The 14,512-nt window shown below is 66.9% G+C and carries 13 protein-coding genes; 3 read left to right on the plus strand and 10 right to left on the minus strand.

The window, feature by feature from the left end; genetic code table 11:
- Window positions 1-42: 42 nt before the first annotated feature.
- The 6 genes from KIH07_RS01190 to KIH07_RS01215 all read right to left on the minus strand — a co-directional run bounded on the left by KIH07_RS01190 (window position 43) and on the right by KIH07_RS01215 (window position 6,221).
- Window positions 43-1,776 carry an ABC transporter substrate-binding protein gene (locus KIH07_RS01190; RefSeq protein ID WP_226490209.1) on the minus strand — a complete coding sequence of 578 codons (1,734 nt, stop codon included), beginning with the start codon at window positions 1,774-1,776 and terminating at the stop codon, window positions 43-45.
- A 109-nt stretch (window positions 1,777-1,885) separates the two neighbouring features.
- Window positions 1,886-2,194, minus strand: a complete 309-nt coding sequence (locus KIH07_RS01195; RefSeq protein ID WP_226490210.1) for a DUF2160 domain-containing protein — start codon at window positions 2,192-2,194, stop codon at window positions 1,886-1,888.
- A gap of 117 nt (window positions 2,195-2,311) precedes the next feature.
- Complete coding sequence (locus tag KIH07_RS01200; protein WP_226490211.1) at window positions 2,312-3,124, minus strand: carbohydrate ABC transporter permease; 813 nt, start codon at window positions 3,122-3,124, stop codon at window positions 2,312-2,314.
- Window positions 3,117-4,010, minus strand: a complete 894-nt coding sequence (locus tag KIH07_RS01205; protein WP_226490212.1) for a carbohydrate ABC transporter permease — start codon at window positions 4,008-4,010, stop codon at window positions 3,117-3,119. Before KIH07_RS01205 ends, KIH07_RS01200 begins: the two co-directional genes overlap by 8 nt.
- Entirely contained in the window at window positions 4,007-5,077 is a 1,071-nt protein-coding gene (locus KIH07_RS01210; RefSeq protein WP_226490213.1) for an ABC transporter ATP-binding protein, read from the minus strand. Before KIH07_RS01210 ends, KIH07_RS01205 begins: the two co-directional genes overlap by 4 nt.
- 61 nt (window positions 5,078-5,138) lie before the next feature.
- Window positions 5,139-6,221, minus strand: a complete 1,083-nt coding sequence (locus KIH07_RS01215) for an ABC transporter ATP-binding protein (RefSeq protein WP_226490214.1) — start codon at window positions 6,219-6,221, stop codon at window positions 5,139-5,141.
- A gap of 155 nt (window positions 6,222-6,376) precedes the next feature.
- On the opposite strand from KIH07_RS01215, the gene KIH07_RS01220 reads away from it, so the two are divergent.
- The 3 genes from KIH07_RS01220 (at window position 6,377) to proC (ending at window position 9,636) form a co-directional block, all read left to right on the plus strand.
- A complete protein-coding gene (locus tag KIH07_RS01220) occupies window positions 6,377-7,159 on the plus strand; it encodes a DeoR/GlpR family DNA-binding transcription regulator (RefSeq protein WP_226490215.1) in 783 nt (260 codons plus the stop codon).
- Between the two features lie 26 nt (window positions 7,160-7,185).
- On the plus strand, window positions 7,186-8,679 hold the full coding sequence (gene glpK / locus KIH07_RS01225) for a glycerol kinase GlpK (protein WP_226490216.1): 1,494 nt from the start codon (window positions 7,186-7,188) through the stop codon (window positions 8,677-8,679).
- A 129-nt stretch (window positions 8,680-8,808) separates the two neighbouring features.
- Window positions 8,809-9,636, plus strand: coding sequence for a pyrroline-5-carboxylate reductase (gene proC / locus KIH07_RS01230; RefSeq protein ID WP_226490217.1), 828 nt, complete (start codon window positions 8,809-8,811; stop codon window positions 9,634-9,636).
- A gap of 117 nt (window positions 9,637-9,753) precedes the next feature.
- Here proC and KIH07_RS01235 read toward each other — a convergent pair whose 3' ends face one another.
- The 4 genes from KIH07_RS01235 to KIH07_RS01250 form a co-directional block, all read right to left on the minus strand.
- Entirely contained in the window at window positions 9,754-11,202 is a 1,449-nt protein-coding gene (locus KIH07_RS01235; protein WP_226490218.1) for a carotenoid oxygenase family protein, read from the minus strand.
- Window positions 11,199-12,236 carry a MerR family transcriptional regulator gene (locus tag KIH07_RS01240; RefSeq protein WP_226490219.1) on the minus strand — a complete coding sequence of 346 codons (1,038 nt, stop codon included), beginning with the start codon at window positions 12,234-12,236 and terminating at the stop codon, window positions 11,199-11,201. Before KIH07_RS01240 ends, KIH07_RS01235 begins: the two co-directional genes overlap by 4 nt.
- Window positions 12,237-12,445: 209 nt before the next feature.
- The gene (locus KIH07_RS01245) at window positions 12,446-13,369 is read right to left on the minus strand and encodes a 4-hydroxybenzoate octaprenyltransferase (protein ID WP_226490220.1); all 924 of its coding nucleotides are present in this window, start codon (window positions 13,367-13,369) and stop codon (window positions 12,446-12,448) included.
- Between the two features lie 126 nt (window positions 13,370-13,495).
- A complete protein-coding gene (locus KIH07_RS01250; protein ID WP_226490221.1) occupies window positions 13,496-14,455 on the minus strand; it encodes a hydrogen peroxide-inducible genes activator in 960 nt (319 codons plus the stop codon).
- Between the last annotated feature and the right edge of the window lie 57 nt (window positions 14,456-14,512).

Here is a 14,512-nt window from a genome sequence, read left to right on the forward strand (position 1 = left end):
GTGGGCGCAAGGGGCGGTTGCGACTCGATCGGTCAGGCGTCCTCAGCGGACCTTGCCGTTCTTCCAGGCGTTGAGCAGCTGGTCGTAGGCGATGGTTTCACCCTTGGGCTTCTCGTTGGCCAGCTTGGCCCACGGGGCACCCTTGTCGCTCAGCCACTTCTTGGGGTCTTCCTTCTTGTTGAGCTTGGGCGCGCAGCGGTCCATGCCGGCGCGCTCCAGACGGGCCATCACCTGGTCCATCTGTTCGGCCAGGTTGTCCATGGCTTGCTGGGGCGTTTTCTCGGCGGTCACAGCCTGGGCCACGTTCTGCCACCAGAGCTGGGCCAGCTTGGGGTAGTCGGGCACGTTGGTGCCGGTGGGCGTCCACGCCACCCGCGCCGGGCTGCGGTAGAACTCGACCAGGCCACCGAGCTTGGGCGCCATGTCGGTCATGGCCTTGCTCTGGATGTCGCTCTCGCGAATCGGGGTCAGACCGACGATGGTCTTCTTGAGCGAGGTGGTCTTGGCGGTCACGAACTGCGCGTACAGCCAAGCGGCGGCGGTCCTGTTCTCGTCGTGCTTGTCGAAGAAGGTCCAGCTGCCCACGTCCTGGTAGCCGTTCTGCATCCCCTGCTTCCAGTACGGACCGTTCGGGCCAGGCGCCATGCGCCACTTCGGCGTGCCGTCCTCGTTCACCACCGGCAGGCCCTTTTTGGTCATGTCGGCGGTGAAGGCGGTGTACCAGAAGATCTGCTGCGCGATCTGGCCCTGGGCGGGCACGGGGCCGGCTTCGCCGAAGGTCATGCCGCTGGCTTCTTTCGGCGCGTACTTCTTCATCCAGTCGACGTACTTGGTGAGTGCGTAGACGGCGGCCGGCGAGTTGGTGGCGCCACCGCGCGAGACGCTCGCACCCAGCGGCGTGCAGCCGTCGGCCGAGGCGCGGATGCCCCATTCGTCGACCGGTTTGCCGTTGGGGATGCCGATGTCGGCGGTGCCGGCCATCGACAGCCAGGCGTCGGTGAAGCGCCAGCCCAGCGACGGGTCCTTCTTGCCGTAGTCCATGTGGCCATAGATGGGCTTGCCGTCGATGGTCTTCACGTCTTCGCTGAAGAAGGCGGCGATGTCTTCGTAGGCCGACCAGTTGAGCGGCACGCCCAGGTCGTAGCCGTACTTGGCCTTGAATTTGTCTTTCAGGTCCTGGCGCGCGAACAGGTCGGCACGGAACCAGTACAGGTTGGCGAACTGCTGGTCGGGCAACTGGTAGAGCTTCTTGTCGGGGCCGGTGGTGAAGCTGGTGCCGATGAAGTCCTTGAGGTCCAGACCGGGGTTGGTGTATTCCTTGCCCTTGCCCGACATGTAGTCGGTCAGGTTCATGATCTTGCCGTAACGGTAGTGGGTGCCGATCAGGTCGGAGTCGGAGATCCAGCCGTCGTAGATCGACTTGCCCGACTGCATCGAGGTCTGCAGCTTCTCGACCACGTCGCCTTCCTGAATCAGGTCGTGCTTGACGTTGATGCCGGTGATCTCGCTGAAGGCCTTGGCCAGCGTCTTGCTCTCGTACTCGTGGGTGGTGATGGTTTCGGACACCACCGAGATTTCGTTCACGCCCTTGGCCTTGAGCTTGGCGGCGGCATCGATGAACCACTTCATCTCGGCGGCCTGCTGGTCCTTGCTCAGGGTGGAGGGCTGGAACTCGCTGTCGATCCATTTTTTGGCCGCGGCCGCATCGGCCCAAGCCAGATTGCATCCCAGGGCCGCGATGGCCGCGACGGCCAGTGCGGTATGACGAAATTTCATGTTGTCTCCTCTAGCAATGTGCTTCCCCGGTGTTGACGCTGAACGGCTCGGCCCCGGGGAAGCAATGGGCCGAATTCAACGGAAAGAGAAAAACGGTCCCGAGTCGCGTTCAGCCTTTGCGTAAGGTCCAGACCAGCCAGACCATGGACAGCACGAACGAGATCCAGATGCTGGGCTCCTGCTCCAGCGACATCCACTCGGTGATCCAGCCGGCGATGCCAACGAAGGCGAGGTTGATGTAGGCCGCCCCGAGCAGGCCGATGAACAGGCGGTCACCGCGCGTGGTGGCCATGGGCAGAAAGCCCTTGCGCATCGTCGTGGGCGACTTGAGCTCCCACACCGTCATGCCTGCGAGCATCAAGACGATGCAGGTGAAGAAAATCGCGACCGGCGTGGTCCACGCCATCCACTCAAACATCTGAAGTCTCCAAAAAAGTTAGAGCGCAAGCCCCGCCAACCCAGGCCGCCGCGGAACCGCCCTTCGACAAGCTCAGGACGGGCCGCCAGCGGCGCCCCCTGGGGGGTCGGGGGGTGCTCATACCCGTCCCATGGCGAAACCTTTGGCGATGTAGTGACGGACGAACCAGATCACGATCGCGCCGGGCACGATGGTCAGCACACCAGCGGCCGCCAGCGTGGCCCAGTCCATGCCACTCGCGCTCACGGTCCGGGTCATGGTGGCCACGATGGGTTTGGCGTTGACGCTGGTGAGCGTGCGCGCCAGCAGCAGCTCGACCCAGCTGAACATGAAGCAGAAGAAGGCCGCCACACCCACGCCGGCCTTGATCAGCGGCAGGAAGATGGTGAGGAAGAAACGCGGGAAGCTGTAGCCGTCGATGTAGGCGGTCTCGTCGATCTCGCGCGGGATGCCCGACATGAAGCCTTCCAGAATCCACACCGCCAGCGGCACGTTGAACAGCAGGTGGGCCAGCGCCACCGCCAGGTGGGTGTCCATCAGGCCGACCGTGGTGTAGAGCTGGAAGAACGGCAGCAGGAACACCGCGGGCGGGGTCATGCGGTTGGTCAGCAGCCAGAAGAACACGTGCTTGTCGCCCAGGAAGCTGTAGCGACTGAAGGCATAGGCCGCGGGCAGCGCCACCGTGAGGGAGATCGTGGTGTTGATCGCCACGTAGATCAGGCTGTTGATGTAGCCCGAGTACCAGGACTCGTCGGTGAAGATGGTCTTGTAGTTGTCCCAGGTGAAGGCCTGGGGCAGCAGGCTGAAGCTGGAGAGGATTTCCTGGTTGGTCTTGAAGCTCATGTTGACCATCCAGTAGATGGGCAACAGGGCAAAGATCAAATAGGCGATCAGGAAGACCGTACGCTTCTTGAACCGGCGATCATTCATGGCCGCCCTCCTTCTCGGTTTGTCCCAGGCGTTGCATCCAGTTGTAGAGCACGAAGCAGAACAGCAGGATGATGAGGAAATAGATCAGCGAGAACGCCGCCGCCGGCCCCAGGTCGAACTGGCCAACCGCCTTCTGCGTCAGGTACTGGCTGAGGAAGGTGGTGGCGTTGCCGGGGCCGCCGCCGGTGAGCACGAAGGGCTCGGTGTAGATCATGAAAGAGTCCATGAAACGCAGCAGCACGGCGATCATCAGCACGCCGCGCATCTTGGGCAGCTGGATGTAGCGGAACACCGCGAATTTGCTCGCGCCGTCGATGCGCGCGGCCTGGTAGTAGGCGTCGGGGATGCTGCGCAGGCCGGCGTAGGCCAGCAGGGCTACCAGCGGGGTCCAGTGCCAGATGTCCATCAGCAGCACGGTGAGCCAGGCGTGCAGGGCGTCGCCGGTGTAGCTGTATTCGATGCCCAGCCGCTGCAGCGTGGCGCCCATCAGGCCGATGTCGGCGCGGCCGAAAATCTGCCAGATGGTGCCGACCACGTTCCAGGGGATCAGCAGCGACAGCGCCACGATCACCAGCGTGGCCGAGGCCTTCCAGCCCGCGGCCGGCATGGACAGCGCCAGCGCGATGCCCAGCGGTATCTCCAACAGCAGCACGGCCAACGAGAACTTCAGCTGGTTCCAGAGCGCCGCATGCAGGTCTTGGTCGCGCATCACGGCGGCGAACCATTCGGTGCCGACGAAGACGCGGCGCTCGGGCGAAATGATGTCCTGCACCGAGTAGTTCACCACCGTCATCAGCGGCAGGATGGCCGAGAAGGCCACGCAGATGAAGACCGGCAGGATCAGGAACCAGGCCTTCTGGTTCACGGGTTTGGTGGTCGCGCTCATGCCATGAGCTCCTCGTTCTTGTAGTAGCAGGTGTGTTCGCCCAGCACCTGCAGCCCCACCCGGTCGCCCACCGCGGGCGGCGTGGCGTCGGGCGCGAGCCGCGCCTTGAGGGTCTGGCCGGCGAGGTCGCAGGTCACCAGCAGGTAGGTGCCGATGTCCTGCACCTGGCGCACGGTGGCGGGCAAGGCGCCGATCGCGCCGACCGGCACCAGCCGCAGGTATTCGGGGCGGATGCCCAGCTTGAGATCGCCCGCGGGCAGCTCGCGGTCCGCGCTCAGGCCAAGACCGCCCACGCTGAGCGCGCCGTCGGCCACGTTCGCCGGCAGGAAGTTCATGCCCGGCGAGCCGATGAAGTGGCCCACGAAGGTGTGGGCCGGCTGCTCGAACAAGGCCTCGGGCGTGCCCATCTGCACCACCTTGCCGCGCGTCATCACCACCACCTGGTCGGCAAAGGTCAGCGCCTCCACCTGGTCGTGCGTCACGTAGATCAGGGTCAGCTTGAGCTCGTGGTGGATCTGCTTGAGCTTGCGGCGCAGCTGCCATTTCAGGTGCGGGTCGATCACGGTCAGCGGCTCGTCGAACAGCACGGCCGACACATCGGGCCGCACCAGACCCCGGCCCAGCGAGATCTTCTGCTTCTGGTCGGCGCTCAAACCCGCGGCGCGCATGTCGAGCTGGTGGCTCATCTCCAGCATCTCGGCGATCTGGCCCACGCGGGCCTGGATCTGGTGCGCCGGCACCTTGCGGTTCTTCAGCGGGAACGCCAGGTTTTCCGCCACCGTCATGGTGTCGTAGATGACCGGGAACTGGAACACCTGGGCGATGTTGCGCTGCTGCGGCGTGGCGCGGGTCATGTCCTGGCCGTCGAAGGTCACGCTGCCGTGCGAAGGCACCAGCAGACCCGACATGATGTTGAGCATGGTCGTCTTGCCGCAGCCCGAGGGGCCGAGCAAGGCGTAGGCGCCGCCGTCTTCGAAGCTCATCTTCAGCGGCAGCAGCGCGTAGTCGGCGTCCTCTTTCGGGTTCGGCTTGTACGAGTGCGCGAGATCCAGATCAATGCGGCTCATTGGGAAACCTCCGTGCTTCGCACTGCGGTGCGAGTTGGCTTGGAGCGGTCCGGCGCGGCGCTCATCGCTGTGCTCCTTTGCGCTCAGGCGCGATCAGCAGATCCCCCGCCTGGTCGAACACATAGACCTGCGCCGGATTCAGGTGCAGGGTGATGGGGCTGCCGAGCTCAAAGTCGTGCACGCCGGTGAGCTGGGCCACCACCTCGCCCACGCCGGTGTGCACGTGCACAAAGGTGTCCGAGCCCGAGATCTCCGCCAGCTCCACGGTGCCGGGCAGGGTCACATCGCCCTCGCGCGGATGCACCCGCAGGGCGCTGGCGCGCACGCCCACCGTCAGCGCGCGGGTGGCGCGCTCCGGCAGGTTCACGGCCAGGCGCGGCCCGCCGCCCAGCTGCACGCCGCTGTCCACCACCTCGGCCGCCAGCAGGTTCATCGGCGGGTCGCTGAAGGCGCGCGCCACGCGGATCGATTTGGGCACGTGAAAGACCTCGGCGGTCGGTCCGTATTGCAGCAGTTCGCCCGCGTCCATCACCGCCGTGTAACCGCCCAGCAGCAAGGCTTCACCGGGCTCGGTGGTGGCGTAGACCACGGTGGAGTCGCCGGCGGCGAACAGCTGGGTCAGCTCTTCGCGCAGTTCCTCGCGCAGCTTGTAGTCCAGGTTCACCAGCGGCTCGTCCAGCAGCATCAGGGGCGCGTTCTTGGCCAACGCGCGGGCCAGCGCCACGCGCTGCTGCTGGCCACCGGAGAGCTCGGCCGGCAGGCGGTCCAGAAAGATGTCGATGTGCAGGCGCTCGGCGAGCTGCCGCACCTGGGCGTCGATCGCGGCGCGCGGCAGGCCACGCAGTTTCAGCGGCGAGGCGATGTTGTCGGCCACCGTCATCGAGGGGTAGTTGATGAACTGCTGGTAGACCATGGCCACGTTGCGTTCGCGCACCGGAACGCCGGTCACGTCGACGCCGTCCACCAGCACCCGGCCGGTGCTGGGCACGTCCAGCCCGGCCATGAGGCGCATCAGGCTGGTCTTGCCGGCCTGGGTCGCGCCCAGCAACACCGTGACCGCGCCGGGCACCGGGGTCAGGCTCTGGGGATAGAGGTGGACCGATGGTCCGACCGTTTTCCCCACGTATTCCAGAGAGAGCTGCATTTCAGGTCCAGAAGAAGGCCAGTCACCCGGGTCGGGCGTTTTCGTTTCGGCGATTCTATTGTTCGTTTATGTTCTTTTTTATTCGGTATTTACCCTTAAGGGCAAAAATAACTTTTCCGTTATGTTCGGGTTGTCCTGTTTCAGAATCCGTCCGCATGAACCTCGCGCCCCGACACACCCAGTTGCTCGAAGACGTGCGCGTCCGCGGCCCGCAGACCATCGAAGCCCTGGCTGAACGCTTTGGCGTGACCCTGCAGACCGTGCGCCGCGATGTGCAGCGCCTGGCCGAGGCCGGCCTGCTCTCGCGCTTTCACGGCGGTGTGCGCCTGCCGGGCTCGACCACCGAAAACATCGCCTACCGGCAGCGCCAGGCCATGCAGTCCGAGGCCAAGCGCGCCATCGCGCGCGCCATCGCGCAGCGGGTGCCCAACGGCTGTTCGCTGATCCTCAACATCGGTACCACGATCGAGGCGGTGGGCCACGAACTGCTGCGCCACCGCGGCCTGCGCGTGATCACCAACAACCTGCACATCGCCGCGCTGATGAGCACCAACCCCGACTGCGAGGTGATCGTGGCCGGCGGCCTGGTGCGCGGCGCCGACCAGGGCATCGTGGGCGAGGCCACGGTGGACTTCATGCGCCAGTTCAAGGTGGACATCGGCCTGATCGGCATCAGCGGCATCGAGTCCGATGGCACGCTGCGCGACTTCGACTACCGCGAGGTGAAGGTGGCGCGCACCATCGTCGAGCAGTCGCGCGAGGTCTGGCTCGCCGCCGACCACAGCAAGTTCAACCGGCCCGCCATGGTGGAACTGGCGCGGCTCGACGAGATCGACGTGATGTTCACCGACGCGCCGCCACCGCCCCCCTTTGGCGAACTGATGGCGCAGGGCCACGTCGAATGCGTGGTGGCCGACCGCTCGGACGACCCCGCCTGATCCCCACCACCTCAGCGAGACAAACCATGACCTACCTGCTCGCCCTGGACCAGGGCACTTCGAGTTCGCGCAGCATCGTGTTCGACCGCGACGGCCATGTGGTGGCCATGGCGCAGCGCGAGTTCCGCCAGATCTACCCCCAGCCGGGCTGGGTGGAACACGACCCGCGCGACCTCTGGACCACGCAGCTGGAGACCGCGCGCGAGGCGCTGGCCAAGGCCGGCCTGAAGGCCAGCGACATCCGCGCCGTGGGCATCACCAACCAGCGCGAGACCACGGTGGTGTGGAACCGCCAGACCGGCGAGCCCGTTTACAACGCCATCGTCTGGCAGGACCGCCGCGCCGAAAGCACCTGCGTGGCGCTGCGCGAGCGCGGCCTCTCCGACACCGTCTTGCAGAAAACCGGTCTGCGCATCGACGCCTATTTCTCGGGCACCAAGCTGCAGTGGATCCTCGACCACGTGCCCGGCGCGCGCGCGCAGGCCGAGGCCGGCGAGCTGGCCTTCGGCACGGTGGACAGCTGGCTGATCTGGCAGCTCACCGGCGGCGCGGCCCACGTGACCGACCACAGCAACGCCGCGCGCACCATGCTGTTCAACGTGCACACGCAACGCTGGGACGAAGAGCTGCTCGCGGCCATGACCATCCCGGCGGCCATGATGCCGACCGCCCTGCCCTCCAGCGCCCATTTCGGCGAGGTACGCCCCGAGTGGCTGGGCGCGCCGCTGGTGATCGGCGGCGTGGCCGGCGACCAGCAGAGCGCGCTGTTCGGCCAGGCCTGCTTCCAGGCCGGCATGGCCAAGAACACCTACGGCACCGGCTGCTTCATGCTGATGCACAACGGCGAGCGCTTCCAGACCAGCCAGAACGGCCTGATCACCACCGCCGCCGCGCAGCCGCCCGGCAAGCCGCAGTACGCCTTCGAGGGCAGCGTGTTCATCGGCGGCGCCGTGGTGCAGTGGCTGCGCGACGGCCTGCGCGCCATCCAGTCCAGCAGCGAGGTGCAGGCGCTCGCCGAGAGCGTGCCCGACGCGGGCGGCGTGGTGCTGGTGCCCGCCTTCACCGGCCTGGGCGCGCCCTACTGGCAGCCCGACAGCCGCGGCAGCATCACCGGCCTCACGCGCGGCAGCACGATTGCCCACATCGCGCGCGCCGCGCTGGAAAGCATCGCCTTCCAGAGCGCCGCGCTGCTCGACGCCATGAGCCGCGACGCCGTGGCCAGCGGCGGCGTGCCGGTGAACGAGCTGCGGGTGGACGGCGGCGCCTGCGTCAACGACCTGCTGATGCAGATCCAGGCCGATCTGCTGGGCATTCCGGTGGTGCGGCCGGCCGTGATCGAGACCACCGCTCTGGGCGCGGCCTACCTCGCAGGCCTGCAGTGCGGGCTGTACGCCGGGCTGGACGAACTCTCAAAACAGTGGCGTGCCGAGCGGGTGTTCCACCCGACGCTCTCGCGAGAGCACGCCGCAGAAAAAATGGCGAAGTGGGAGCACGCGGTGCGCCAAACCACGGCGGCATAGCCGCCTCCCCCCCGCGCCGCTGCGCGTCACCCCCAGAGGGGCGGCACCAGAGGCCCGGCAAAGCCGGTTCCTCGGTGCCCTTGGAAAACTCCCCCTCGCGCCTGCTACGGAGCGGGCGACAATCTTGGCATGAACACCTCCACCCACCCCATCATCACCTTCATCGGCGGCGGCAACATGGCCAGCGCCATCATCGGCGGTCTGGTCCGTCAGGGCCACCCGGCCACCGCCCTGCAAGTGGTCGAGCCCTGGGACGAGCAGCGCGCGCGGCTGGCGCAGCAGTTCCCGGGCATGACCGTGCTGCCGGCCGCCAGCGCCGACCTCCAGTCCTCCGACCTCGTGGTCTGGGCCGTGAAGCCGCAGACCTTCAAGGAGGCCGCTCTGGCCGCCGGCCCCTTCCTCGGGCAGGCCCTGCACCTGAGCGTGGCCGCCGGCATCACCAGCGAGAGCATGGCCGGCTGGCTGCGGACGCAGCGCATCGTGCGTGCCATGCCCAACACGCCCGCGCTCGTGGGCCTGGGCATGACCGGCCTGATGGCGCGCGCCGCCGTGTCGGCGGACGACCGCACGCTGGTCGAGCGTGTGGTCCGCACCACCGGCGAGCTGGTGTGGGTGAACGTGGAAGCGGACCTGGACGCGGTGACCGCGATCTCGGGCTCCGGCCCGGCCTACGTCTTCTATTTCCTCGAAGCCATGCGCGACGCGGGCACCCGCATGGGCCTGCCGCCCGAGGTGGCCTACCAGCTCGCGGTGGGCACCTTCGTCGGCGCGGCCACTCTGGCGCAGCGCTCGGAAGACCCGCCGCAGACGCTGCGCGAGCGCGTCACCTCGAAAGGCGGAACGACCTACGCCGCGCTCACGTCCATGGACGCGGCGGGCGTGAAGGCGAAGTTCGAAGAGGCGCTGTTCGCCGCGCAGAAGCGGGCCGAAGAACTGGGCCGCGAATTCGGCAAGTAGACCTCGCGCGACGAGCGAGGACCGGGCCCAAAGCCGAAGTACGTCCTTCCCCAAAACAGCCATGCATGTGACGGTCTCGGTTCGCAGCGGCTGGCCGTCTGGCCAGGCACTGGCTCGCTACAGGCCAGGCCGCCAAGTCCCGTGGAAACCGAACGGCACGCGGTGCGGCAGCCGGGCGACCGCAACAGGCCCCGCCGCCAGGTCCATCGCATCGAACACCAGCAGGTCGCTGCGCCTTTCCTGCCCACGCCAGGCCACGGCAAGCAGCCAGCCGTCGCCCTCGGCTGCGTCGGTCGCGCGCGGCACGAACACCGGTTCGGACACCACGTCTCCATGCGGCAGCGTGTGCATGCTGCGCTCGCCGCTATCGAAGTCAAAACGGGCGAGGCTGTCGTAGAGCACGCTTTCCGAGTCATCCCTTGCGCGCGAGGTCCCATGGCAGGTGTAGAAGCCGTAGCGGTTGCGCCGGCCCGCGTAGCGCTCGTCGATGCGCGGAAACTCCGCCACCAGATCGTCGAGGTACTCGCGCCGGAACCCGGTGTCCTCGCCGCTCAGGTCGAAGGTCCAGCGGCACAGGCGCGCGGCCATGGCGTCGGGGTCGCCGGGACGGCCGTCGGTATCGGGCAGGCCCGGCGCCGTTTCCGACTGCATCACATAGGCCACGACGGTGGCGCCGTCGTCCCACGCATTCATCACATGAAACACATGGCAGGCGTCGGCGTCGAACCAGCGCAGTGCGTCAGCCGCCCCACCCTGTTGCATCACGCCGACATGGGTCCGCAGGCCGGCATCCCAGGCCAGCAGTGGCTTGCCGCGCATGGCGCGTTCCACGCTGAGCGTCAGCGGCGTGACGGGAAAGAGCACATGCCGGCGCGTCACCATGAAGTCGTGCGCCATGCTGGCGTACGGCGCTGTGAACGACTGGAGCCGCGTGACCTCGCAGTGCTTGTCCATCACGCCGTAGAGCATGGTCGGCGAACAAGGGCCGTCGGGCGAGTACGCGAAGAAATGCAGTTCGCCGCTCTCGGGGTCAATCTTCGGGTGCGCAGTGCAGCGCGAGGTCACGCAGCCGCCGAAGCTCTGGTGTCCTTTGGACGCCAGCGTACAGGCGTCGAGCTCAAAAGGCTGATGCGACTCTTCAAGAGCGAACAGCCGGTCGCCATGCCACAGCATGCTGGTGTTGGCCGTGCCGCCGTTTCGGCCCTGCGCCAGCGGGTCGCTGGTGGCGGGGTTGCCGAAGGTGCCGAAGAGCGCACGTCCGGCTTCATGTTCCAGTTGCCATTTGGGGGTGCGCGCCCAGCGGTTGCTGTACGACACCTTGCCCTCGGAGAGGTGGAAGGCATGCACCATCCCGTCGCCGGAGAACCAGTGATAGCTGTCGTCGCGCGGTGCGTATCGCGGGTTCGGGCCGACGCGGTAAAGACTGCCCGACAGCTCGGGTGGCAGCGTGCCTTCGATCTCGAGCGCCGCGATGTCATGCTCCTCGGTGAGCGGCGCGTAGTTGCCAGTGAAAAAGTGAGGATTCGTCTGCGTTTGTGCGTTCACGTGGGGGCCTTTGGGATTCATTCAGGAGGTCCGTCGAGGTGCGCGATGGCTTGCCCGACATAGGCGGCCAATGTCTCGTCGATGCCCGAGCCGGCCCGCAGCGCTGCATCGTGATGGAACGCGCGTTGCAGCTTCGCGTGCAACGCGGCATCGCCGCCAGCCTTGGCGAGCGAGAGTGCCTGCCAGCGCAGCGCCAGCGCGCGCATGGCTGCACCATCGGTGGGAGCGCTCGCCAACATCTGTTGCCGAACCTCGGCAATGAGCGGCGGCCATGCATCGGTCTGCGCAACGTAGTGCTGGCGCAACGTGGCCATGTCACCGGCGCTGCAGTAAGGCGCGTAGAGCTGGAGGCGCGCGAAGGCCATCGCGTGCGAGATGTACTGGATGCCGGCACGGTCCACACCGGTCAGCGCGTGGAGCGACGGCTCGTTCCAGTGCATGGCGTAGAGCTTCATCAGCAGGCCTTCGTCACCACCGGCTTCTTCGAGCAACAGTGCCATCCAACGCTGCGCCAGAACCTGTGCCTCCGGGTTCTCGGGCGAAACGCCGGCCGCAACCAGGCGTTGCAGCCACGCCGACAACGCCGCGCGCTCGGGCGCCACTGCGCCGCTGAAACCGTCGCGCTGCGTCTTGAGCCTGCGCTGCTCGTCCTCGCTGAAGTACTTCGAGCCCGCGACCATGCTCTCGAGCGCCAAGAGCCAGTCGTCGATGCCGGGCTCTTCGCTGGCTTGCAACTGGTCCTGCAGCGTGAGCAGGTGGGTGCGCAGCGCCGATGCCTGCAGGATTTCCCGGTCGAGTTGCGCCACCTGCCGGGCCACGACTTCCGAAACCCCGCCGGCCGCGTTGTCGAGCAGGCCTTGTATGTCGGCGAGCGACAGATCGAGTCGCCGCAGCGCCTGGATGCGGTAAAGCCGCGCCACGTCTTTCCGGCCATACAGGCGGTAGCCACCACTGGACCTTTCGGACGGCACCAACAGGGCGATGTCGTCATAGTGCCGCAATGCGCGCACTGTCAGCCCGGTGCGCCGGGCCAGTTCACCAATCATCAAAAACATGCCTTCCCTCTCAAGTTGAAGGCATCCTAGACCGTGCCGTTGCGAGAGGGTCAAGCACTTTTCGTGGCCCGCACTCCGGTCCGCCATCGGCTTTGTCGACCGGCGCCACGTGCCCGCCGCGGGGCCGCTCCGGGGCGCTGATGCGGTCTTCCTTGGCGTTGACGGGCCAATTGGCGAGCAGTCGGGAACGGCCCGCGCAAGCGGCGCGCTCAGATCGACCCGAGCACCACTCCCCCAAACACCGTGAACCCCAGCCAGTGGTTGAGGCGGAAGGCCTTGAAGCAGCCGTCGCGCGTGCGATCCTTGATAAGCCGGTAGTGCCAGGCCACCTGGGCCAGCGCCACCAGCAGCATGGCGCCCCAGACCCAGGGGTTCACCACGGACCACAGCGCCGCGGTCCAGATGCCCAGGAAGACCAGGTAGAACGCCGTCACCGCCGGCACGTCGGCGTCGCCCAGCGTGATGGCCGAGGTCTTCATGCCGATGCGCAGGTCGTCGTCGCGGTCCACCATGGCGTATTCGGTGTCGTAGGCCAGCACCCAGAACAGGTTGCCCGCCATCAGCAGCCAGGCCAGCGGCGGCACGCTGTGCCACACCCCGGCCCAGAAGCCCAGCGCGTTCCAGGGCGCCACGCCGGAGAACAGTTCCAGCACCGGGCCGCCGTTCACCGCCGCAAAGGCCATCGGAATGCCGAAGCTGAAGGCCACGCCCAGCACCGCCTGCGGCATGGACACAACCCGTTTGGCGTAGGGGTAGACCAGCGACAGCACCAGGCCCAACACCGACCAGGCGATGGTCGCCACGTTGGTCGTGAGCACCAGCAGGAAGGCCACGAAAGCGAGCACGGCGCCCACGCCCAGCGCCTCGCCCACGCCCACGCGCCCGCTGGTCACCGGCCGCTGCGCGGTGCGCTTGACGTGTTTGTCGAACTCGCGGTCGGCCACGTCGTTGACGCAGCAGCCGGCGCTGCGCATGAGGATGGTTCCGGCCACGAACACCAGCAGCAGGTGCGGCCCCGGAAAACCACCCGCCGCCACCCACAGGGCGGAGAGCGAAGGCCAGAGCAGCAACAGCCACCCTGCGGGGCGGTTCCAGCGGATCAGGTCGAGGTAAAGGTTCAGTCGATCAAACACGGCAGGACTCAGCGGTCAGGTGGGCGCGCCCGGGATTCCAGCACACGGCAGAACCGCCCTTCAACAAGCTCAGGACGGGCTGCTGGTGTGGTCCCCCTGGGGGAAAACGCGAAGCGGCACAGGGGATCAAGACAATCGCTTCACGCCCGGCAGTTCGCAGGCATAGATCGCATTGCGCAGTTCGGCGATCGCCTCGTAGCGCGTGAAGCTGCGCCGCCAAGCCAGCACCACGCGGCGTGTGGGCGGCTCGCCCTCAAACGGCAGGTAGCGCACGTAGGACGAGTCGCCGAAGTCCTGGCCCGCGTTGGGCGCGCCGTCCAGCGCCGAGCTGGGCACGGACAGGCGGGGCACCAGGGTCACGCCCATGCCGGCGGCCACCATGTGCTTGATGGTCTCCAGCGAGGAGCCTTCAAAGCTCTTGCGGATGCCTTCGGTGTCGTTGGAGAAACGGGCGAACTCCGGGCACACCTCCAGCACGTGGTCGCGAAAGCAGTGGCCCGTGCCCAGCAGCAGCATGGTCTCGCGCTTGAGCTGTTCGGAGGTGACGCAGCTCTGGCGCGCCAGCGGGTGGTTCACCGGCACCGCGGCCAGGAAGGGCTCGTCGTACAGCGGCGCGATCGCCAGATTGGTGTCCGGGAAGGGCTCGGCCAGGATCGCGCAGTCGATCTCGCCCAGGCGCAGCTGCTCCAGCAGCTTGACGGTGAAGTTCTCCTGCAGCATCAGCGGCATCTGCGGCGTGCGCTCGATCACCTGGCGCACGAGGTTGGGCAGCAGGTAGGGGCCAATGGTGTAGATCACCCCCAGGCGCAGCGGGCCGGCCAGCGGGTCTTTGCCGCGTTTGGCGATCTCCTTGATCGACGCGGCCTGTTCCAGCACGGTCTGCGCCTGGCGCACGATTTCTTCGCCCAGCGGCGTCACGCTGATTTCGCTGGCGTTGCGCTCGAAGATCTTGAGCTCCAGCTCTTCTTCCAGCTTCTTGATGGCCACCGAGAGCGTGGGTTGCGACACATAGCAGGCCTCGGCCGCCCGGCCAAAGTGCCTCTCGCGCGCCACGGCCACGATGTATTTGAGTTCGGTGAGCGTCATGGCCGGTATTTTGCGCCGACTCCACACCCCGCCCCCCATGATCGAACTTGTGCTCGA

It is taken from the genome of Hydrogenophaga taeniospiralis (assembly GCF_020510445.1).
Lineage (GTDB): Bacteria > Pseudomonadota > Gammaproteobacteria > Burkholderiales > Burkholderiaceae_C > Hydrogenophaga.